The sequence below is a fragment of the Opitutia bacterium ISCC 52 genome, assembly GCA_014529675.2.
Classification (GTDB): Bacteria; Verrucomicrobiota; Verrucomicrobiia; order Opitutales; family UBA2995; genus UBA2995.
This window is the reverse complement of record CP076040.1, coordinates 218,492-241,630: the sequence shown is the minus strand read 5'-3', so window position 1 is coordinate 241,630 and position 23,139 is coordinate 218,492. Positions and strand designations below refer to the sequence as shown.

At 49.1% G+C, this 23,139-nt stretch carries 18 protein-coding genes and 1 pseudogene; 7 read left to right on the top strand and 12 right to left on the bottom strand.

The window, feature by feature from the left end:
• Window positions 1-17: 17 nt before the first annotated feature.
• A complete protein-coding gene (locus GA003_00995) occupies window positions 18-719 on the bottom strand; it encodes a cytochrome C oxidase subunit II (protein ID QXD28592.1) in 702 nt (233 codons plus the stop codon).
• 151 nt (window positions 720-870) lie between these two features.
• The gene (locus GA003_00990; protein QXD28591.1) at window positions 871-1,521 is read right to left on the bottom strand and encodes a cytochrome c; all 651 of its coding nucleotides are present in this window, start codon (window positions 1,519-1,521) and stop codon (window positions 871-873) included.
• 250 nt (window positions 1,522-1,771) lie between these two features.
• Between GA003_00990 and GA003_00985 the strand changes: the two genes are divergently transcribed.
• Entirely contained in the window at window positions 1,772-2,578 is an 807-nt protein-coding gene (locus tag GA003_00985) for an NAD(P)-dependent oxidoreductase (protein QXD28590.1), read from the top strand.
• An 11-nt stretch (window positions 2,579-2,589) separates the two neighbouring features.
• Here GA003_00985 and GA003_00980 read toward each other — a convergent pair whose 3' ends face one another.
• Window positions 2,590-3,297 carry an N-acetylmuramoyl-L-alanine amidase gene (locus tag GA003_00980; protein ID QXD28589.1) on the bottom strand — a complete coding sequence of 236 codons (708 nt, stop codon included), beginning with the start codon at window positions 3,295-3,297 and terminating at the stop codon, window positions 2,590-2,592.
• 518 nt (window positions 3,298-3,815) lie between these two features.
• Here GA003_00980 and GA003_00975 point away from each other — a divergent pair.
• On the top strand, window positions 3,816-6,626 hold the full coding sequence (locus GA003_00975) for a peptidylprolyl isomerase (protein ID QXD28588.1): 2,811 nt from the start codon (window positions 3,816-3,818) through the stop codon (window positions 6,624-6,626).
• 37 nt (window positions 6,627-6,663) lie between these two features.
• Here the strand turns inward: GA003_00975 and GA003_00970 are convergent, their stop codons facing one another.
• Window positions 6,664-7,119: a cyclic nucleotide-binding domain-containing protein gene (locus GA003_00970; GenBank protein ID QXD28587.1), complete on the bottom strand. Its 456-nt coding sequence runs from the start codon at window positions 7,117-7,119 to the stop codon at window positions 6,664-6,666.
• Between the two features lie 151 nt (window positions 7,120-7,270).
• Entirely contained in the window at window positions 7,271-10,786 is a 3,516-nt protein-coding gene (locus GA003_00965) for a PKD domain-containing protein (protein QXD28586.1), read from the bottom strand.
• A gap of 219 nt (window positions 10,787-11,005) precedes the next feature.
• On the opposite strand from GA003_00965, the gene GA003_00960 reads away from it, so the two are divergent.
• Both GA003_00960 and GA003_00955 read left to right on the top strand, forming a co-directional pair.
• Window positions 11,006-12,451, top strand: a complete 1,446-nt coding sequence (locus GA003_00960) for a sulfatase (protein QXD28585.1) — start codon at window positions 11,006-11,008, stop codon at window positions 12,449-12,451.
• A 148-nt stretch (window positions 12,452-12,599) separates the two neighbouring features.
• Window positions 12,600-14,024: a sulfatase gene (locus GA003_00955; GenBank protein ID QXD28584.1), complete on the top strand. Its 1,425-nt coding sequence runs from the start codon at window positions 12,600-12,602 to the stop codon at window positions 14,022-14,024.
• Between the two features lie 227 nt (window positions 14,025-14,251).
• Here GA003_00955 and GA003_00950 read toward each other — a convergent pair.
• Window positions 14,252-15,214: pseudogene (locus GA003_00950) on the bottom strand (TIM barrel protein).
• Window positions 15,215-15,535: 321 nt separating this feature from the next.
• Between GA003_00950 and GA003_00945 the strand changes: the two are divergent.
• The 3 genes from GA003_00945 (at window position 15,536) to GA003_00935 (ending at window position 18,451) form a co-directional block, all read left to right on the top strand.
• Complete coding sequence (locus GA003_00945; GenBank protein QXD28583.1) at window positions 15,536-17,257, top strand: DEAD/DEAH box helicase; 1,722 nt, start codon at window positions 15,536-15,538, stop codon at window positions 17,255-17,257.
• 131 nt (window positions 17,258-17,388) lie between these two features.
• A complete protein-coding gene (locus GA003_00940; GenBank protein QXD28582.1) occupies window positions 17,389-17,649 on the top strand; it encodes a hypothetical protein in 261 nt (86 codons plus the stop codon).
• A gap of 376 nt (window positions 17,650-18,025) precedes the next feature.
• Window positions 18,026-18,451 (top strand): heme-binding domain-containing protein, encoded by a 426-nt coding sequence (locus GA003_00935; GenBank protein QXD28581.1) that lies wholly within the window; start codon window positions 18,026-18,028, stop codon window positions 18,449-18,451.
• 5 nt (window positions 18,452-18,456) lie between these two features.
• Here the strand turns inward: GA003_00935 and GA003_00930 are convergent, their stop codons facing one another.
• From GA003_00930 to GA003_00905, 6 genes are all read right to left on the bottom strand, one after another.
• Complete coding sequence (locus GA003_00930; GenBank protein QXD28580.1) at window positions 18,457-18,837, bottom strand: type II toxin-antitoxin system death-on-curing family toxin; 381 nt, start codon at window positions 18,835-18,837, stop codon at window positions 18,457-18,459.
• Entirely contained in the window at window positions 18,834-19,064 is a 231-nt protein-coding gene (locus GA003_00925; protein ID QXD28579.1) for an AbrB/MazE/SpoVT family DNA-binding domain-containing protein, read from the bottom strand. Before GA003_00925 ends, GA003_00930 begins: the two co-directional genes overlap by 4 nt.
• A 322-nt stretch (window positions 19,065-19,386) precedes the next feature.
• The gene (locus GA003_00920; GenBank protein ID QXD28578.1) at window positions 19,387-20,166 is read right to left on the bottom strand and encodes a hypothetical protein; all 780 of its coding nucleotides are present in this window, start codon (window positions 20,164-20,166) and stop codon (window positions 19,387-19,389) included.
• A gap of 425 nt (window positions 20,167-20,591) precedes the next feature.
• On the bottom strand, window positions 20,592-21,257 hold the full coding sequence (locus GA003_00915; protein QXD28577.1) for a discoidin domain-containing protein: 666 nt from the start codon (window positions 21,255-21,257) through the stop codon (window positions 20,592-20,594).
• A 4-nt stretch (window positions 21,258-21,261) separates the two neighbouring features.
• A complete protein-coding gene (locus GA003_00910) occupies window positions 21,262-22,635 on the bottom strand; it encodes a Gfo/Idh/MocA family oxidoreductase (GenBank protein QXD28576.1) in 1,374 nt (457 codons plus the stop codon).
• Between the two features lie 21 nt (window positions 22,636-22,656).
• Window positions 22,657-23,109, bottom strand: a complete 453-nt coding sequence (locus GA003_00905) for a hypothetical protein (protein ID QXD28575.1) — start codon at window positions 23,107-23,109, stop codon at window positions 22,657-22,659.
• Between the last annotated feature and the right edge of the window lie 30 nt (window positions 23,110-23,139).

Sequence of the window (23,139 nt, the reverse complement as noted above, 5' to 3'; positions counted from 1 at the left end):
GTAAGACGATCAAAGTGTTAATTAGAGGCGGACGCGTAGGCTTGACCAGAACCGGCTGGCGAATTTTGAGCAATCCACTGCTGGTGCTCGTAGGCTGAAGTGATGTGTACCCGGGCCGGCATAAGTCCGTGTCCGATTCCGCAAATTTCTGTGCATTGAATATCCCACTCACCTTGCTTGATAGGTTTGAACCAACCGGTGATTTTACGACCGGGGATGATGTCCTGCTTCAAGCGGAATACGGGGACCGAGAAGGAGTGAAGTACATCCTTGGACTCAAGCTCGAAGTGGTAAGTGGTGTTCTCAATCAAATGAAGCTTATCGATCGTTTTGATGTCGTCTTCGGTGTGAAGCACTCCATCGGCTCCGGGATGAATGAACGTCCACGCCCACTGCTGGGCAACCACACCGATAGTGAGATCGGGTTCAGGCAAGCGTTGCTTGATATTGTACCACACCGATATCGCTCCCGCGATCAGGAAAACGTCGAACACCAAAACCAGGTAGTGGGGAATCGCGATCCACTTCTTCTGATGTTTTTCCTCTCCGCTAATATACTGTCCCTTAACTCCGTCCTTTTTGCGGAACTTGAAACAGAAATAAAACAGGATAATTTCAGCCAGGCCACCCCAGAGCACAACAATCCAGAATATCAGGGAAAAGAGATTATCAATATCGCCGGCGTAGGTGGAGGCGCGTTCGAGATATGCTTCGATCATAACGAGATTAGAATAGAGCCGGTATAGTACCTTATAGAATGAAAATGAATACAGCAGCTGCGTAGAGCAGGCAGATAGCAGTCAGGACAATGAATGTCTTTTTCGCAATGATGTCTGAGACGTCTTTGTCGTTCTTCATAAGAGGAAATGTTTATTTTTCAGCGAGGCTGCGAATGTGGGCGATAACGTCCTTCATCGCCTGTTCATCAACCAAAGTCATAGACATGGGACGCATTTGCATACCTCCGACGTCCTTGGGATTGGCTCCACGAACGCCTGATTTAAATTTTTTCAACTGCGCAAGCATATACCAGTCATTCTGATGCCTCAATGAAGGTGATTTCAGAGCAGCGTTTCCACCTGCATCTGGACCGTGGCATGCAAGACACACTGCGTAGGCCGCTTGACCTTTGCTCGCGTCACCACCCTCAAGGGTAGCTTCCGGCATTTTTGGCTCCAAGGTAGCGACGTAGGCAGCCACATCCTTGATGGTCTCTTCGTCCTTTAAAGTCATGGACATGGGACGCATCTGCAATCCGGCATGGTCATCGGGATGCGCTCCGCGAATGCCTTCCTTGAAGTGCTTTAGCTGTGTTTCCAGATATACCGCATCAAGGCCGGCAATCTGAGGCGCATTTAATACTTGGTTACCGTGCCCTTCTGCACCGTGGCAGGCCATACAGATTTGATACATCTTTTTGCCATTATCCAAATCCTGAGCGGATACAGATGACCCCAGAAGAATCAGTGATATAGCGCAAGCTGCTGCTGCAGATCGAAAAGAGGAATAGGAAGGAATCATTCTTTGGAACATCGCCTCTAAATAAAAGGAAAAGCCGAAATTTGGGCATGGACGATTCATTTTACAATGTATTTTTCCGGTAGATTTTTCAAATAGGTGCCTGAAGTGCCCTGTTATTAGTAAAGTTAATGCGGGCTATTTATTTTCTTAACTATAGTAATAATTCGAAAGCTAGGCACAGGTTGTTTAAAAACATTACATTAACAGGTGGGCTTGCCAGAGCAAAAACACCTCTCACAATGCGACGAACATGGCAAAAAAGAGGATACTCATCACAGGAGTTTACGGCTTGGTCGGTAGCTCTATATATAAGCTTCTTCTGTCGAAGCCCGATCTCTATGACGTCTATGGAATGGCTCGCAGAAGAAAACGATCTGATCGCGTCGCAGAGGAAGAAGCTGTGGATATTCCTGAAGACAAATTTTTTGCGGCCGATCTATCCGATATGACGGTACTGGAAGACGCCTTTAAAGGCATGGACACGGTTATCCATATGGCCGCTGATCCTAACACGGAGGCTCCTTGGGAAAGTGTTCTGAAAAATAACATTGAAGGCGGCTATCACATGTTCGAGGCGGCGAGAAAAGCAGGGGTCAAACGGGTGATCTACGCCAGCACCATTCAAGTGAGTACCGGTTGGGCCCTCAATGTGGAGCCTTATAAGAGCATCCGAGCATTAGAATTTGATAAAGTGCCCGACAGCTTTGATCGGCTGAAGACCTCAGAGGTTGCATGGCCAGTCAATCTATACGCATCGAGTAAGGTGTTCGGAGAAACGCTCGCTCGTATGTACAGTAGTACTTATGACATGTCCTGCATATGTCTTCGAATAGGCGCGGTGAACTCCATGGATGAGAAAATGGATCATCTGATTCCTCTCTCATGTACCAAAAACGACATCGCCCGGCTGACTGAGTGCTGTATCCAAGCGCCAGATACCCTAAAATTCGATATCTACTACGGAATGTCGAATAACCAATATCTCTGGCCAGATATCAAAAATGCGGAAGAAAACGTGGGCTATGTGCCCGAGGATGGCTACCGATACGACGAATAAGCTGATATCAATTAGTTAAATCGCTTGTGCATGGCACTGGTAGGGAAATTCTTCCCGGGACACAGCGTAGCATTCACTTCTTTGTGAACCATGAATTTGTATTTTCCGCCCAACAATCCGTTGCCCAGGTAATCGACCAATTCCGTAAAGGCTGCCATTTGCCGTCCCGTTGGCTTGGTTTTCATGAAGTTACCTACGAGACAAATACCAATTCCGGCATTGTTATAGCTCCACTTACTCACGTGACCACCGTGTAATTGCTTAGTCCAACGAGTTCCGATCTCAATCTCACCATCCCCTGAATCGCGTCCACTCCCAATCACAAAGTGGTAAGCCAGACCATTCTCCATACCATGACGTCGATCTACCTTATCGTAGGTCGTGGCATTTCCATAGGGCGTGGCGCTATGGTGAGCGATGATGTATTTCCACTTAGATTTGTTCAGTTTGATCTTGTTGGTGCGCGCTTGGACGTCTTTCAAATATTGCTGATTGGTGGGTATCTTTAACTTCTGACCCACCATGATCAGGTCCTTAGTTAGTCCATTATAACTCTTCAACTGCTTGAGGGTAACACTATTCTTCCGAGCTATTTGGCTCAAGGTATCCCCTTTACGTACTACATAGGTATAGTCAGAAGCTCCGCGCAAGATAGCAGGTCCGGCTAATAGCATGGCCATGGTACTCCTTAAAAAGGTCTGACGTGGAATAAAGGACATAAAGGAAAAGTAGGTTCTTGGGTAGGCTCAATGCAGGTTACACACCTAGCCTTTTCAACAACAAACACCCTTACTAGGTTCCTGTTTTCTGGCCGTCAAATCTCAACTGTACAAAGTGAGAAGCCATGGAATCGATCTCGAATCCCTATAAACTCACGTTTTTCAGTGCATTTTCCCCTAGAAACCCGGGCGCAACAATGCATCCATCAATGCCTGAAATTCGTAGTTGATTGAGAGCAAGGAACACTATTCAGTGTGACGCTTTTTCCAGTACTGGACCCTATTTTCGATAAATCATTAGCATCCACACAATCAGCTCAATTTCGGTGACTCTCATTAATTAAGGAAAGCCGAAACAAAGAGCCAATCGCTGTGTCCACTTTTCGAGGCAACCAAACCGTCAAATTCAGAGCCAAATTTCAGTCAATTCTAAGATAAAGTCGAGCGTTTCCAGCGCAATGACATACCGACTTGATCACCGGTATCAACTGTGCTAGCAACCACGTTTACTCATTTATATGAAGCGTTTCATTCCCTATGTCTTTCTACTAATAAGCTGCGTCTTACCTGCATCGGCCTACGAGCCAGACAGTGATGGCATGTATGCGGTTCTGAATGTTACGTATTATGACCCAGATACCACTGAGCAAGCGAGCGGAGAAATTGCCGTACAACTTACGTTTTGGCAGTCTCCCGTCACAGTTGCCAATTTTGTCGGGCTGGCAACCGGCGAACTTCCTTGGTTTGATTTTGAAAGTTATGAGGTCCGTGGCGGACCGGGTGATCTAGCCGAACCTTTCTATGACGGCCTGACATTCCACCGGGTGGTGCCCAATTTCATCATCCAAACCGGCTCCCGCAACGGCACCGGCAACGATGGCCCAGGCTTCGCGATCCCCAATGAGATAGACCCGACCCTCAATCATACCGGCGGAGGAATCATTTCCATGGCCAATTCGTCCTCGGGAGCTCAACGCTTAAATTCTGGCGGGAGTCAGTTTTTTATTACGGCTGCTCAATTTCCAGAAACGCAAGGCCAACTGGACAACCTCAATGGTAAACACTCCGTTTTTGGTTTCATTCGAGAAGGTCAGGATATTGTTCAGAAGATCAATCGTAGCCCCATCAGTGGAACAAGCCCGGTAAATGACGCCATTATCGACTCCATCGACATATTAAAGGTGGGTGCTGGAGCAAACGACTGGGATCCATCACTCTATTGGGTTTCGCCCGTCTTCAAAAACGCAGAGTTTGATGTGAGGTATGAATTGACGGATTCAGACAACGACCCATCTACACCAGCTATCCTTACCCTCTTAGGACGCTTTAATCGTTACAATAAAAACGAATACCAATTGAGAGAAACCAATGACTTGGACGAATGGTCGATCACCAACTACCAACGTGGAGGACTCTCTGAGGATAGGATCCTAGAGGAAGGTGTCGAACCCGGTTCCATTGACGACAATCGAGAATTTCGTTTTCTATTGGGCGATATCCTAACAGGTCCAGGAAGGCGCAGCTTTTACCAGCTACTCGAAGTTGAGCTCCCCGAATTGCCAGACTGGACAGGCAGGCAATTGACGCTCAACTTTGACCCGATTGCAGATTTGGATCCCGATCAAGTGCCGTTTACTCCAGAAACGATCACGGTCGACTTTTACGACAGAAGCTCAGCCGGCTGGCAAATGAAGCGCTCAGATTCTGAAACCCTGCTACCTTTGGGTAACATTCAGCAATACAGTATAATCCCTGTCGCCCACCGTGACCAAATCATCCTGGATTTTGATTTTTTCACGACGATGCAGTCTTATCTGCAATACGACACGCCAACATCAGGCACAGTGTACACATACTACACCTCTCCGAGACCTGAAGGGACAACGGTCACTGGCACTTTTACCCTTGGAGATGCTGATGACAGACCCGAACGCCAAAATAAAGACCTTACTCTTTTCGAATTAGTAATCACGGAAACACCCGAAGAAGGAGACCCCATCCTTACTACTTACACCATGAATCTGTGGGACAATTTTAGCCAAGAGTCATTGGAAGATTCCTTCGAAGGCGGCTACAGTATTTCCCGATCAAACTCCGAATTTGTCCAAACTGGAATCTTGCTCTACGAATGGTTTGAAAAGGACGGAGACACCTATGTACTCTTGGCCTTCGACATCGGGAACGAACTGTTGGTGAAATTAAATTTTACTTCGGAAACCGCCGGAACTGGAGAAACCTATTTTCGTGCCTCGTTTAACGACTTTTTCCCTGCTACCTTCACAACCGGCGTTGGCGAAGGCAGGCCCAATGCAATGGAAAGAGAAGGCGACAAGCTGATCTTGACTATCGACGTCAACAGCACGGAAACCGATATCATTCAGTCCGAGCTCAACATTGATTTCTACGACAACTTCGAAGGTGGCTACGAATCGACACGCACTGACAGCGAGGTCAATCAGTTTGGAGATGTTCTTGAATACGCTTGGTTTGAATCAGGCGGACAAACTCGGGTGGATCTTCTCTATGACACCATTCCAGAAATGCAGGTGTATCTGACATATACCTCGGCCACCGAAGGCACGGCCAAAGTTAATTACCCTCAATTCGGTCAGGTAGCTGATGCAACCTTCGTATACACCGAAGACGGTGGTAATGATCGCCCTGTTCGACTGGACAAAACAGATCAGAAGTTGGAACTCGAAATCGGACGTGAAGGTCTGGGAACCTTAACGCTGAATCTCAGAAGCGCGAACGATGGCGATTACCAATATTCTAGAAATAGCAGCGAGACTGAACCAATCGGCCGCGTCTTGGATTACATTTGGGACGAACGATCAGACGGAAGAGAGATTGCAACATTCACACTCGAAGGCCTTCCAACCATGCAAGTCCAGCTCAATTACTCTTCCGAAAATGGAGGAGAAATGGAAACCTTGTTTGTTGATAATGGGACGGTGCAAACAGGGCCATTCACCACAGGTCCTGCTGATCCTGAACGGGTTTCGGTTAACAAGGAAGGCATCAAACTGCTACTTGATATTGATACCAACAACTTCAATGCCACGATCGACAGAGAAGAGTTTACCATCACGGGTGACAATTCCGGATCGGTCCTTCGAGTTCGCCCAGATCAAACAACTTCTAGCGGAAGTATCGTAGAGTACCAGTGGCATGAGACTGCAGAGTATGATTTATTTGATGTGGCCATTGACAACCTATTAGACCAACAGATCTTTCTATTCTACGAAACTCCGACATCCGGAACTGTGGAAGTATTCTTTGTCACTTCGCAAAGCACAACAACCGGTACCTTTACAATCGAACAGTAGGCTAGAACTTATAGATTTGGGATAAATCTAAAGTGCTCTAGTCGTCATGATGGCGAAGTAATTGTAACCGGGTGGCTGTCATGCGATAATGCATAGTGAGTGCCAGTGACTTCATTACACGGTAACCAAATCCGTTGTCCCAATCCATTCGCCGCCGAACGCTTGTAGCGTCGAAGGCGAGTAATTCACAATGGTTCAACGCCAAGGCGTCAAAATTCCATTGGTGAGGCGGGATAAACCATGACCACCCAATGAGCTCGCCTGAATTCAAATTCATCAAAGGGAGAGGCCCACTTTCCTTATTCGGTAATTGCAAAGAAACCGTACCCTCTAGAATAACATAAGACCTGTCTGCATTCCCTCCCCTCAGGAACACATTCTGACCTGCTTCTACAAATTCAGTAGAAACGATAGATTCCAAGAATGAAATATCGGCCAGGTGCAGCGCGCTAAAACAAGGTATAGAAGACAGGGAGGAACTTAGAGCTTTCATAGTTATGGTTATGTCAAAGCTCAAAGGATGCGCTTTTTAAAAGATGGCAATAGGCACACAGGATTAGAAGACCTCGCTCTTAAGAGAATAAGAAGTGCTGATATTTCCCAAGCTAGCTGAGCAGGAGCATTCAGTGAATATTTTGGGAGTCCTATTCCACCGCCTTTACCCGGAGAAAACAGGGGACAAATGCAAGGGCTTCCTCCGAAGTCAGTTCCAGCATAGTATCCGTATCGCTAGTGATCGTCGTCGCTAGAAACGTCCAATCTTTTAAATTGCTAGATTTCTCAATGGAAAGTGCAACATCACCAGATTTCGAGAGCCGACTGATTTTGAAGACGATTTTCCCACTTCCATCAATAGACATAACCGGAGCAGCCGGAGCTGAATCTCCATCATCAGGAGCACTACCCACCGCACGCTCCAACAAATTCAGTGCCCAGTCACCATCCGGATTATCACTTGCTCCACCCTCGTCGCCCACGGTGAATCCTGCTATCCAAGAATCAAATGCGGAAACTTCTTCAGCAGCCTCAACTAAGCCAGACTGACGAATGACCCCACCATCGCTTACGATGATAAAGGAGCTATTGAAGTAAGTAATGTCGTTACCGTCTTCATCCACATCGGAGCCTACAACTTTCCAGATTTTACCATCGTTAGAGACCAGATTGACCAGGACACCCCCGTTGGTTTCATCTTCACCAATGGAGTAGAAAACTCCACCTCCAAACGCGAAAGAACTCATACGATGGCGGTTACCTTGCTCTAGTGTCTGCCAACTGATTCCCCTGTTTTCAGAGAATACCACACGGGAATTAAATCCGCTTCCGATGAAGATGTCGTTTAGGAACGCGATGCTGTCCAAACCCGAGTTGGGGTTGAGATCGCTGTTGTCCTCAAGGTCCTCCCAATTAGTGCCATCGGAAGTACGGAAAAGATACAAGCCCGTAGGCTGATTCGTAAAATCAAACCCTCCCAGAATAAAGACGTCCGCACCATACCCGACCCCCAATGAAGTAGACGCACTGAGACCCAATGAATCTACCTCGGTCCAATTACCATCGATTCGCTTGTAGACGATACTCTGATCTCCAAGCGCGATGACCATACTTCCATCTTCATTGCTGGCCAATTGATTGAATGCGAAAACAGAACTACCAGCCGAAGCAGGAAGCTCAAATTCTAGAGTCCAGCTGCTGCCATCAGGCGAAGTATAGACTACCGGCTTCCATCCGAAAAATGAATTGCTTTGGAATTCAGCATCCCGCCCAACGGCAATAAACTCATCACCGGCCCAAACCACATCGTTGAAGGCGACGTTGTTTGCACTACCCGGGGTTACATCACTCCAGGTTTGTCCATCAGTAGAACGAAGAATGGTACTTTGGCCTACAGCCACCACATGCGTATCATTGGTGGCCAAAGCATCTAAATTTTCTGAGGTGCCACTAGTCCGCGTGGTCCATGTATTGACTGGGTCATCAATCACAATCTGAGCCGATTGCGTCATGGTTCCACCTTTCATGTCAGTCACGGTAACAGACAAAGTATAAGTTCCACCCACGGTGTAATAGGCAGTTATAGCATCTTCACTCGTGTAGACCTCCCCATTCCCAAGGTCCCAGGAATAGGCCAGGGTATCTCCATCTCCATCATTGCCAGTAGCAGAAATCGCAATGGGGGTTCGCGCATCCCCAGTGGATGGGGCATTCAAACTGACAGTGGGGGCATTGTTACCACTAAAATCACCCACATTTACTACGACATCCAGATACTCATTGGGCGAACTTCCTCCAACGGTAATCGGAGTGATGTGCACTTGAGCCACGGGATCGGAATAGGTTCTTCCTAAAGCAATACCAGAGTCCTGACGTTCAGCATCCGACTCAGGAGTTGTGTCAATAATCCACCCCTGGTTGCGATCCGTACCATTGGGTGGTCGCTCCCAAAGAATATAGGCTCCTTGGTAGTAATTGGCATTTGACTCAAAAGCCCGGCGAAATCCCACCCAATAGTTCTCATCGTTGGATTTCTTGATTTCCAGCCCCTGAAGGCCAGTGGCATCCTTATGGTCAAACCGGTTGATACGATACGTCCTGCTGTCGCTGGGCTCGGTGAGCGTCCCGATTTGATTTTCTCCCAACCAGCCAAGGTAACGTTTGGCAGCCATGTGAAAGTGACCACGATTAGCATCTCCGTCACCCATGACGTCCCAGAGGTCTCCGTATTCTTCATTCGAACCGTCTGGATCCACGGGATTTGTAGAAGTCGGATCGGGGTCGTTGAAAGCCCAATAGTTAGAATGGCCTAGCCCATAGTTGTGCCCATACTCGTGCACGATGGTTTCTGTGCTGGCTACACCGTTTAACCAATGCTTGGAATTGGCACCACCCACAGTGCCCAATCCAGCCCAACCCACTGAATCAATCTTAGGGAAAATGATGCCTACTATGTCATAGGTATTAAAAGGATCTGTACCTCCGTTATCCTCTTTATAGGCATCAACAGCTTCCTGCCAAAGGTCACCTTCATCTTTTGGAGTACCATCATAGTCTCCGCTTGGCCCAACAGTATCATACACCTTTTCAGTGACCGTGGCCGTCATAGAGGTCTGATTATAAGAGAAATCTGCCAAGTGCCCTGATACCGCACCATTGATCTGTGCCTCCAAGTCGGCCTTGGAGATAGGAGCCTCGGTTTTATCAGTGAACACGATTTGAATAAACAGCGAGGTCTTGTCTCCAGTGGTGTCGTCTTCTGCGAGCTGATTCTGAATATTCCGCACCACTTCAATCGGGAAGCCCTTGGCCTGAACCTCTTGGACTTCCTCTGAAAAAATGACAGAGCTCCCGGTATGCTCACCAGCCATATTGTCGTAACTGATAAGCTCGGCCTCGAGGGAATCAAGATTCTCTTCATTCGCAAACAGGAAAGAAAATCCACCAGCAACGACCGTCATAGGATTAGCCCCCAAAGGCTCGCCAGTAAAGAAATCCACGGATGAATCCGGATTACCCGAAGGCAACGAATCCCATGCCCAATCAACATTTTCACCTTCAAGGCGATCAAACACCTGCGGCTTTAGGGCCGTCCAGCCACCTAATTCGATGCCTTGTAAGGGAACGTCCAATTTTGAAAGCCCAGATCGCATAGGTGAGTTGGGAGCCGTGCGAAGACGCTGCTGATCTTCCAGGTAAACATTCACACGATATTCAGGCGTGTGGTAATCATGGTCACAAAGGGCGATCACTTCCAAATCTCCTGTGGAGGAAAAAGGCTCTTCAACGATCGCCTGCATCGCATCCGGCAACGATGCGTAATCCGCATAGCTGATGGCATACGTCAAAGCCAAGCTCGCATCACGCTGAAGCAATTCAAGCATGGTCGATCTCCGTTGCTCGGCTAGGGCCAGACCTTGACTGATAAAGGTCTCTCCTCTCTCACCGGCACGGAAAGCGGTCATCCACGACTGGAAGCCGTCCATCAATATTGGGTCCACCTCTACGGGTTCCAACTCAGGAATCGCATGACCGTGATCATGACTGACGATCGGAACGGTCTCCAACGGTTTTTCAGTCTCTGACTGCTTGCTGATCCAGAAGATGCAAAATCCAGCAATGATTAATACGACGAGTGAAAGAGGTGTACGAAGGTTGCGGCGCATATCAGCTTGAGAGAGAGTGTTATCCGAAATCTCCGAAGTCAATTGGAGAGCATGCTTAAAGCTTAGATATTGTGGAGAAACCATCTATTCCTGTAACTTCATTTTTTCTTGAAAGTTATCCTTCGAATCACAGACCAGCAGACTTGAATGTATTTTGATATTCTGGTTCTGTAATCCCCTTGCTTCCCAAGGATTCAAATCTCGCCTCATCATCACCCTATGAACCGACTCATTGCCCTTTTGACCCTCGCGGCTTGCCTAAGCTCAAGCACAACTGCTGAAGAACGCCCCAATATACTTTTCATTTTGGCCGACGACCTGGGCTGGATGGATACCGGTTTTATGGGCTCAGCCTACTTTGAAACGCCCAACCTCGATCAACTGGCCGAAGATAGCATGGTTTTTAAACAAGCCTATGCTGGAGCCGCCAACTGCGCACCTTCTCGAGCCTGCCTCATGACGGGACAACAGTCTCCACGTCACGGTATCTACACAGTCAGTCCCTCCGATCGGGGAAATGCCGTTACAAGGAAGATCATCCCGGTAAAAAACATCGATGGCCTGGACGACGAAGATCAAACGATCGCTGAGTTTCTCCGCGACCTGGGCTACCAAACCTGCCAGGCAGGCAAGTGGCACTTGGGAGACGATTCACGCTCCCAAGGATTCGACCGCAATATCGGTGGCTGGAACACCGGCAGCCCACGTGGGGGTTATTTCGCTCCCTGGGACAACCCCTTTCTGGAAAGTGGCCCCGATGGCGAATACCTGACCGACCGAATCACCACCGAAGCACTGACTTGGCTCAAGGAGCGAGATGAGGGGAAACCCTTCTTTCTCTACTTACCGTATTACGCCGTTCACACGCCTTTACAGGCCAAGCCCGAGCTGATAGAGAAATACAAACAGAAAGGCCCACGAGGAAACGTAGATAGCCCGGTCTACGCCGGCATGGTTGAAAACATGGATACGCAAATCGGACGCATTCTTGATTACCTAGAGGAACAGAACCTGGGAGATGACACTCTCATCATTTTCTCCTCGGACAACGGCGGCATTCGGGCCGTGGCTCCCCAGGATCCGCTCCGCGCGGGGAAGGGCTCCTACTATGAGGGTGGTATCCGGGTGCCGATGACCGTTTCCTGGCCAGGTCACATAGAACCCGGGCTAAACACATCCACCGTTACCACCTTTGTCGATTGGTTCCCGACCCTCGCCAGCCTGCTTGGTCAGGAACGCCCGGCAGCAGCCCTCGACGGCATCGACTTCTCGCCAGCCCTCCTGGGAACTGGGGACATAGAAGAGCGCTCCCTGATCTTACACTTTCCCATCTACCTGCAGGCCTACAATACCAAGAAAGATGATGGTCGAGATCCACTCTTTCGTACTCGACCTGGTTCAATCATCCGGAAGGGCAATTGGAAACTACACGAGTATTTTGAGGATGGCGCATTGGAGCTCTACAACCTGGCCACCGACCTGGGCGAAACAAACAATGTGATCAAATCCCATCCCAAAGTCGCGGCAGAGCTCTACGAGGAACTGAAGGTCTGGCGAACATCCGTCGGCGCCGCTGTTCCCACCCAAGCGAATCCAAAATACGATCCCGAGAAAGCGGCCGACTTTCTTATGAACGCATTGGTCAAAGGCGGGCGGGGACTCTAGCTCTATACTTTGAAAACTTCTTCGATTCGGTCTTTTAAATGTAGGAGAGGAGCTTGCTCCCGATTCGACTAACCCTCGACAATCCTGATCGGGAGCAAGCTCCTCTCCTACAAAACGGCCCCATACTGATTATCATTTAGAATAACCCATGAAGTCACTTCTCCTTCCACTCATTCTTCTCTCCCTCTTCCTGGTCGCTTGCAGCAAACCAGCCGAGGAAACCAAAACACCCAAGAACGTCATCATCTTTCTCGTCGATGACCTGGGTTGGACCGACCTGGGTTGCTACGGCAGCACCTACCATGAGACCCCAAGGATCGATGCTTTCGCCGAAGAAGCCGCACGCTTCACCAACGCTTACACGCCGAACCCAGTTTGCTCCCCCACCCGTGCAGCCATCATGACCGGGCGCTATCCCTCTCGTGTAAATATCACCGACTGGATACCGGGGTTAGTTGCCAAAGATCCGACGCTAGTTACCCCGGAAGATCGGGACAACTTGGCCTTGGAAGAAGTTACGATTGCGGAGGCGCTCAAGGGGCATGGCTACCAGACCTTCTACGCAGGCAAATGGCATCTGGGCGATGAAGGACACTTTCCACAAGATCAGGGCTTCGACATCAACAAAGGAGGGCACCATCGAGGCAGCCCTCCAGGAGGTTACTACGCGCCTTTTAAAAACCCACAACTCGACGACAAAGCCGACGATCGATACCTGACCGATCGCCTGACAAACGAGTGTATCGAGTTTCTTGTGACACGAGATGAAAGCGCACCCTTCCTTATGTATATGTCCTATTATACCGTTCACACGCCTATCCAAGGCTGGGATGAGTACGACGGGTATTTTGAGGAGAAGAAAGCCGGGCTTCCCAATGGCGGTGAAATGACCACCCGGGAAGAACATGAAGGCACGACTCGTACGAATCAATCGGGCCACCAATACGCAGCGATGGTAAAAGCCTTGGACCACAGCGTTGGCCGCATCCTCGATTCTTTAAAAGCTCAAGGACTCGAAGATGATACCATCATCCTATTTTCTTCGGACAATGGAGGCCTGACAACCAAGGCGACACCGGGACCCACATCCGTCATGCCACTGCGAGCCGGCAAAGGCTGGTGTTACGAAGGAGGGATTCGCGTACCACTCATGATCAAATCTCCTGGTATCGATACTTCGGATACGACGATTGATACCCCGGCCATCAGCATGGATTTCTTCCCTACCATTCTCGACCTTGCCGGACTCCCCCAGCAACCCGACCTACACAAGGACGGTGTCAGCCTGAAGCCACTGCTCGAAGGAAATTCAATCGAAGACCGCGCCCTCTTCTGGCACTACCCACACTACCACGGTTCCACATGGACTCCTGGCTCCGCTATCCGTGATGGCGACTGGAAGCTGGTCCAGTTTTACGAATACGACAAAGTCGAGCTCTACAACTTAAAAGACGACATCGGCGAATCCAAGGATCTTTCAAAAACACATCCGGAGAAAACCGCCGAACTCTTGGCCAAGCTCAAGGCCATGCAGGAAGAAACAGGTTCCAAGCTTCCGTATCCGAAGTCTTGAAGCACACTTATTAAGGTAGGGACGGTGGAGACACCGTCGAAATTTCGATCAGACGGTGCTCTCCACAGTCTCACGACCGTGGCTACAGGCAATCACCTAAGACGCCCACTTGATCTGGATCGTTCACTGGATAGTGGGAAAACCTTCGTAGTCCGATCGCCGAATAGTTCAGAAGGGTTGGGTTATCTTATCTTTAGAATTACTTTTCTCACAATCCGGCGAACGATTCAGACCTCGAAGTCATCCACCTCACGGTAGGCTTCAATCAAACGCTTCTCACCGGCCTTGCCACCGATGCTGATACCATGCTCCATGCCGATGACGCCGTCCCAGCCTTTCTGATACAGATGACGGAAGACATTCTTGTAATTGATCTCGCCACTGGTAGGTTCCTTCCGGCCGGGATTGTCGCCGGATTGGAAATAAGCAATTTCATCCCAGCAATTATCGATGTTCGGAATGAGGTTTCCTTCGGTAATTTGCTGATGGTAGATATCGAATAGAATTTTGCAGGACGGCGAATTGACTGCCTTGCAAATGGCGTATGCCTGATCTGAATACTGAAGGAATAGGCCACCATGATTCGAATGCCAGTTGAGTGGCTCGAGGACCATCGTCAAGTCATGTGGCTCAAGAATTTATGAACAGCGGCGTAGCAACTCAATCACATTGGCGGTTTGATAACCTTCGGACAATCGAGAGCCACCATACCTGTTCCAGTCCTTACCTGAGGTTGCCGACTGCTGATCAACTGATCCTGGAACTACGGTGAAGCATTTGGCGTTTACGCGTTTGGCGATGTCAACGGCCTCGCGGATTTTCTGTAGCACGTCCGCCTGTGCGTCCTCGGACTTCACTGCGAAAGTAGGCTCAGTAAAATTCCCATAGGCAACAAATACACCCATCTCCATGCCGAGATCATCGAGTGTTTTACCGATCTTCTCTTGCTCTGCCACCGGTCGCGTTGGCATGCGGTTATCCTCCGAGGCTCGAAAGCCATGATCGTGGGCAAACTTGATTTGATCGATGATGTCGTCTCCCGCATGTAGCTTAAAGTGGTTCTGGTGGGGAGCATACTTGAGCTTGAAGGGCTTGGCTTTGCCCGCGTGACTGGCGGCTGAGGCGGTGTTGATCACAGCACTGGCTGCTGCTGCTATGGATCCGCTTTTGATAAACTGTCTACGATTCATGGTGGGGATCAAATGTTTGAATTTGGTGAACCTGTACTACAGGTCGTCGATTTGAATTTAAGTTGAAACAGACAGCATCGGACTGGCAATATTGAACCCATGGATCCTTTAGATGATTCACATGATCGTAATCTGGACCCTCTAATCTGAACACGGCGCCCTCGGCGAGGCCGCCCTTCCAAAACAGCTTCTGGAAGGTGGGGCTCGATCGCCGAACGAGCCGTTTTTTTAACACTTGCCATCACTCTTTTACCCATAAGACTGCCCGCCCGCATAGGAAAAGGTTTCCCAGGCGGCACACACAGCGCAAACACTGCTGCCATGGACACACCACCATTTTCAGAGCTTGGTCTCGCCGATCACCTATTAAAAGCCGTAGACAAACTCGGTTACGAAAGCCCGTCACCCATCCAGGCCATAACGATCCCCGTCGTGCTGGAGGGTAAAGACGTCGTAGGCTTATCCCAAACCGGATCCGGAAAAACGGCCGCGTTTGGATTGCCGGCTCTGCAAATGCTGGATCTAAGCCTTTCAAAGACCCAGGTCTTGATCCTCTGCCCTACCCGCGAGCTATCGGTTCAGGTATGTGAAGAAATCCATAAGCTGGGCGCGCACGTTAAGAATCTGAATGCGATTCCTGTCTATGGAGGTGCACCTATTGATCGCCAAATCCGATACTTAAAGAAGGGTTCCCACGTTGTGGTTGGAACGCCTGGTCGGCTTATGGACCATATGGAACGCGGAACGCTCGATCTAAACTTCCTCAAGATGGTCATCTTGGACGAAGCCGATCGTATGCTGGACATGGGCTTTCGCGACGACATGGAGCATATTCTGGGACAAGCTCCAGCAGAGCGGCAGACTATGTTCTTCTCTGCCACCATGAACAAGGGTGTCGAGCGACTGATTGAACATTTTGGTAACTCACCCGAGCAAATTCGTATCAAGCGTAAAGCGCTGACAGTTTCCACGGTAGAACAATCCTATTTCGAAGTACGTAATCGCTCTAAAATTGAAGTTGTTTCACGACTCCTCGATATTGACCCACCTCGCCTGGCCATCGTGTTCTGTAATACGAAGCGGATGGTTGATGACTGTTGCGATGCCCTCATCAATCGTGGCTACTCAGCTGATCGTATCCACGGCGACATTACACAGGTGGGCCGCGAACGCGTGTTAAAGAAATTTAGATCTGGGAAAGTTGAGATCCTCGTGGCAACCGATGTGGCTGCTCGTGGACTCGATATTGATGAAGTGGATGCCGTATTCAATTACGACCTCCCACAGGATCCCGAGGACTATGTCCACCGTATCGGACGAACTGGAAGAGCTGGACGCGAAGGCAAGGCCTACAGCTTTGTATTCGGAAAAGACATTTATCGTCTAGGCTCAATCGAACGCTATATCAAACAAACCATCCAACGCGCCAAGATCCCCAGCCAAGAGGACATCGAAGGTCGTCAATCGGATGTGATCCTCGAGCTGGTAAAAGACAAATTGGAATCCGGAAGTTTTAAGAACTACCGGGAATCGATTGATCGACTACTCGAGCAAGGCCATACCAACACCGACATAGCGAGTGCGCTTTTCTCCCTCATTAAAGAATCGAAGGGACGCGACGGGGAATCCATCATCGAAGACAACGAGGAGTTAAGACCCGAACGCAGACGCGGCGGTGGAGGCGGAAGTGGAAGTCGTGCAAATCGCTCCTACTCCAAGGGACGAAGAGAACGCGGACGCGACCGTGGACCAAGAGGCTCTAGACCTTCAGGAAACCGTGGTAAAAGCAGCCATTTCAAAAGTAAATCCAGGGATAGAGACAGTGACGATAGAAGGCCCAAAGAAAGCCAAGAACGCACTGCCCGTCCCAAACGCGTCAGCAAAAGCTCGTCTCCAGATGGACCTAAAGCAAAGGACAAGAAGACAGATAAGGCTGGCGGACATCCGTTTGGTGAAAAGAAAGTAGCCGCCAAAAAAGGCAAAAAGAACCGCACTAACAAAGACAAGGGGAAGCCCGACTGGTCGAAGCGGAAGAGTCGTTAAGCTCCTTTTATGGATCTCTGATTCTCACTAGCTCCAGAGAAATATGGAGTCAGCCGATATAGGGCGAAACCCAGTTGCTATTCTCTGCGTTCTTTGGGAGTATTATCATCACTCCACAACGGAAACGTTCAGTGATTCGCCTAAATTTCATATATACAAGCATTCTGCTCCTCCTGGCAGCTAACCTGCCCAATCACATGCACGCTCGGAACGAGCTAATCCTCAGCCTGGAGGAGGTAATTGGGAAACCACCTGAAAGACCGGTGGGCTATAATCTGAAGCAACGGGAAACCTTCTATAGTATCACTCAATGGTCAGAAGATGACGAAATGAAGGAGCTCATCGATACCCAGGAAAGGGGAATTCGAAAAACTGGGGGTAGGAGTCTGTAGGCGGGCATGAAAGTCCGATCATTCAAAGCTAGAAGAGATGGTGAACCAAGAAAATTTCTTTCCTAATAAATACAACTACCCTGGAGCCTTATCGGTTACACAGAAGCCGATTCCTCACTCACAGACACGACACCTGTCGGTGTCGTCAATTGGCTCCTCGAAACGGCGACCGGGCCCCACTGTCTATGCTTAAAATGTTAGGGCTACAGCGTCCTCGCTGTGCCGTTTTCTCTAGCGTATGAATCGGCGGAGCGGGGACGCTCTCGCCCTACCTTAGTCAAAATCGTAAAATCCCCAATTGCACTCGACAGAATTAATCGTAGACAAACGACGACTCCTTTAAGACAAAGGATGGAGCTTTGAAACGAACCCTAAGATGAAATACCTTAAATACACCTTTTATACACTCGCTGCGATCTTTGTCCTCATTCAATTGAAGCAGCCCGATCGCACCAATCCGTCCGAGATAGCCGACTCAACGATTCCGGCAGAGGTAAAGACCATTCTTAAGGCGAAGTGCTACGACTGCCACTCCAATGAAAGTCATTGGCCCTGGTATTCCTACGTCGCCCCCGTCTCTTGGTGGGTCGCTGATCACGTCCACGAAGGACGCCGGGAAGTCAACTACTCGAAATGGGACACCTACGAAGAAGATCGTCAGGAAAGTAAAATCGAAGAAACCTTCGACGAAATGCTCGACGGTCTCATGCCACTTGAAAGCTACCTGATTACCCATCGCGACGCGAAGGTGACAGATGACGACATTGACGTCATCGACATGTGGTTGGCGGGAGAGCTGTAGGTATCTTATTCGCAGCTAGACTCCAACCAGGAAGCAAACTCCGCCTCTTCCATTTCACCGGCTGCAAGGGCTAAGGTTTTCAAAACTGAGTCTACTTCGCTCGCTACAAACTTTTTCCCATTTAGTTCAAGAAACACGACGGATGTGGCAAAACCGATTCGCTTGTTTCCGTCGACGAAGGGATGGTTCTTAACCAGGCCATAGCCATAATTTGCCGCGAGTTCGTACACACTTGGTTGCTCGTAGTTGAATAAGTTCACAGGTCGACTCAAAGCGGAGTCGAGCATGCCCTCATCCCGGATACCTGTTCCGCCCCCATGACGCGATAACAGCATATCGTGGTAGGCGAGAACCACATCCCGCCTCACCCACACCGGCGTTTTCATTTAGCCAGCTCGTTCAACGTATTCCGGTAGCGATTGGCGATATCTTCCGCCACGGCCATCTGATCAGCAAAGGATTCTTTGTCTGGAGTCACACGAAAGCCACCATCGGGAGTCTCGGACAAAACCAGAGTATCTCCCTCTTTGGATTCCATTTTAGCGAGGGCTTCTTTGGGAATGACAACGCCAATGGAGTTTCCCACTTTGCGGAGCTTGAGTTTTAAAACCATGCTCAAAAAGTAATTACCTACGTTATAACATCAAGGATTTTCTATAATGACGAACATAGCCATGCCCCTTGATATAGTTTTACCCGCAATAAGGTAGGGCGACCTCGCCGAGGGCGCCGAAACATCGACCTTCGAGATCCCAAGAACTACGCAATTTACGACAAGAACAACTCAATCATCTCGCACGACCTTTGCCCAGGAGCTTGATGCGTATACTTCGGAAAAGGCTTTTCATAATTACTCCGTGCTCTCCGCTCCTCCGTGAGAGAAGATTTCAAATTCAGCCACCGTTACCTCCGTTTTCTCCTGTTCAAAAAAAACTTCATTCAGTCTCCTCCTCCGAGATTCCCAGCTCCTCATTCAATTGTTCAATCAGCTCGACAATGATACCCTCGGTTCGTTCGGCGCGGTCTTGGATCTGGAAATATTCATAATAAACCCTTTGTACCAATTTACGAAATGCAGAATCACTTTTTAATAGCGTGTAGTCCTCTTCAGTAATCTCAAAGAAAATGCCGTAATCCAGAGGCTCCAGGTCATTGACTGGCTGGCCGTTCCAGGACCAGGAAAAGTACTTCATCAAAGTCGGATGAACCGTTTGGATAGCAAACTGATTCCGCTCCTCTTCATAACGAAAGTAATAGGTATAAGCCGATTCGTATAAGTCGGAAATGGATCGTCGCAGTGCATCGTCCAAAATGATTTCAACCCCTTTGGATTTGAGAAGATCGTACCCACTGCGATTGGGATCAAAGTGCGGATTGATCCTCAGGTTACCCACCACTGATTGAAATGCGTCCGAGGGCACCTCTTCAATTCCGATCAAGTGGATAGCTTTCGTGCACGATTTTTGGACGACCTCTAGCAATACAATGTCCGCACGAATTTCGTCCAAATCCAAAATCAGATTGCTCCTGATCTCGGCCAAAATTTTAGTTTCAACACCGCGAGCTTTGTTCTCCTCGTTCCAGTCGTTGATCTTCAAGGCAAAGAGAATACCGATAATGATCAGCAAGATCTCCCCGACCGCGTAAGTTAAATAACGAAGCGGCTTCCCCTCGCCGAGAAGCTTATGACGGATGCTGCGGAATAGAGACTTCATTTTAATAACCTTTCCTTCCGGCTAATAAATACAACTCGAACAAAAGGTAACGAAGCGAACGAAGATTTATACGAACGCATCAACTCAACCCAGAACGAGGCATTCTTTGGAGAATCAGAATCTGGACTTTTCGGGGAATCAAGGTCCATGGGAATGAAAACGGAGAAAGATGAGTATTCAATAAGTTAAAAGATTCAGGAGAGAGACAAGGATGGATTGAACGGGACGGGGGACGAAGGGCGTGGGACAAAGGGCGAATAACCGTGAACCTTCCTCTTCCTCTTCCTCTTCCTGAATAGACTCTAATCGGTCGCCTCGGCGATGCGACCCTACCCTTTATCTCGGCGAGATCGCCCTACCAATTCTGCCACAAAAAAACCCCGGACCTTGCGGACCGGGGTTTTTTGAAATAGCGTTAGCTTAAATTAACGACCGAAGACTTGAGCTTCGATGTAGTGGTTCATCGTGTCAGTCGAATTACCATTGGAGTAGAAGCGAACGTATTGTCCTTTGACTCCATCGGCTTCGATGATCTTGCCCTCGTGAGTCTCGATGTAGGCTTTGTCTTTACCTTTACCGAGACCGGCAGAGTTGTCGTGGTCGCTGTTGAAGATGGTCTTCACGCCGCTACCGAACTCAGGATCGTCCGATACTTGCACGATTACATCGTGGTAGGCACGCGCTTGTGAGTGGTAGTGCCAGAGAGCGATGACGAAAATTTCCTTGGAAGCTTCCAAATCGATTTGCGTCCACTGCAGCTCAGGACCGAGCTCAACGTAGTAACCTTCGTCAGCGTCTTTGTCACCGTCAGTCAGGAACTCAAGTTCACCGATGATAGGCCAATCGTCACTGGAAGTGACTTCTTTGCCTTCGGAAATCAATCCAACATCATCAGGGACCTTAGGAAGCACGCGCTCACCGATGGTTGTTTTAGCCAGGTGCGGAATTCCTTTAATAGGAACGGGTGTTCCAGAGAATTTGGGCTTTGGTAGCTCAAGCTCCAAAGTCTTCTCCGCCTGGGCAGACGAAAGAGAGAATATGTAGGCTCCGACAAGCGCGGCAACCGTAAGAATTCTTAGTGTACTTTTCATAGAGTTATGCATGGAAATCTGCTTCAGTGAATTCGAGGCGACGACCTGCTTCAATAGCTTCGTTGACCTTCAAGACAGCTGCTTCGCACTCAAGTGCTACGTGGCCAGGACAGTTCAATGTATCTTCACCGCGGATGGTGTTCAGGAAGTTTTCGATGTGAGGCTGGTGGATGTAACCCTCCAACGAAGCATTCACCTCAAAAGCGTCCAACGCAGCAGTCTCCCGTACGTCAACGGTGTCGTAACCTGCCGGTCTTTGTGGTGGTAATGGTACTTGCCAGGGTCTCACTTCAGCTTCTCCTTGTTTCTTTAAGATCCCATCATTCATGTAATTGTTCCATTCTGGAGCACTTGCTTCGCGGAAAACCGTCGTATACTTCGGATTCTCGGACATCTTGATCGCGCCCTCAGTCCCCATGAAATACTCGAAGTATCCTCCACCGGCACTCGTGGTTGTAAGCACCTGGTAGAAGGCACGAACGGGACCTTGCGCGGTATCAAACTCGTAGATGGCCATCACATTGTCATGCCATTCGAGGCTGTCGTAGTAATCAGCACCTCCGCTAGCGGTAACCGCTTTAGGATTCGCACCGAGGAACCAGCCATAAATATCGATCTGGTGAGCGCCGAGGTCGGAAATAGGTCCTCCACCGAGGCCTTTGAACCAACGCCAGTTACGGAACTGATGCATGCCATCGAATCCAAACTCTTTAAGAATGTCATCAGAGATGGCATACCGCTCCGGCCAGCCAAGTGGATCAGAGACCGCACGGTTCCACTGTCCATTCACGTTGGTAATACGACCGCAGATGTTGTTATCAATCAAGTTATCTTTCACGAACTGGTAGCGTGGATTACTCCGACGTTGGTGTCCGATCTGAAGCAACTTACCGGTCTTCTCGGCTGTGCGAACCATGGACACTGCACCTTCGTGAGTGTTGGACATCATCTTTTCGCAGTAGACGTCGATTCCGGCCTCTAGACAGGCATTGGTTATTGGTGCGTGCCAGAAATCGGGCGTGGCGATAAAGACCGCATCGATGTCCGTCTGCTTCTCCAGCATTTCACGGTAGTCGGTATAGGGAGCTGGCTTCTGGCCATTCTTTCTCCAGAGACCCACACCCCGCTTTAAATTGAATTTCTCCCAGATATCGCAGACCGCAACCACGTTGATGCCTGGAATCTTCATGAGCGACTGCATAAGCACTTGGCCCTGCGCACCCACGCCAACCTGAGCGACGTTGATATTTTCGGTCTTCGATCCCTCTCCAACTGCAAACAGTGGAAGGTTTTGCGACAGCATCAGACCGGCTCCACCGGCGACACTGGATTTTAAAAAGCTGCGGCGATCGACGCCGAGTCCTGTATCCTTATTCATTTTTAGACTTCGGGCTTAGGGTTACTTTAACACCACCCATTTGGCATTTGTTACCATTTTCAGTGCCATGACTGATAAAATAACGTGAATTCCGAGCCAAGCAATACCGTGCTGCTCGTTGGTGGCCATCAGTCCGATTGAGAGGCCAACATAGAGAAATAGTGAAACAATCAATGAAATCCTCATTTTAACACCGAGGAGAATCGTCACGGACAAAATCAGCATGATGTAGCCCATGGGGAGGGCGAAGAGTTTGGCTGCAAAACCAGGTATGAGCGAATTATCCGCGATGCCGCCGGCCATACCACCCATTTTGTTGTAGTAGTTCTCGAAGCTGTAATTACCGGGCGATCCGAACTTTTCTATGCCGGCAAAGAACCAACGAAATGCAAGAACCAGACGCAGACCTAGAAAAGCCCACTCTGCATCGGCGGAATTATTACTTTGGGTGGATGGGGTGGATTGATCACTCATATGTATGTAGGTCTCCTATATCGTAAACAA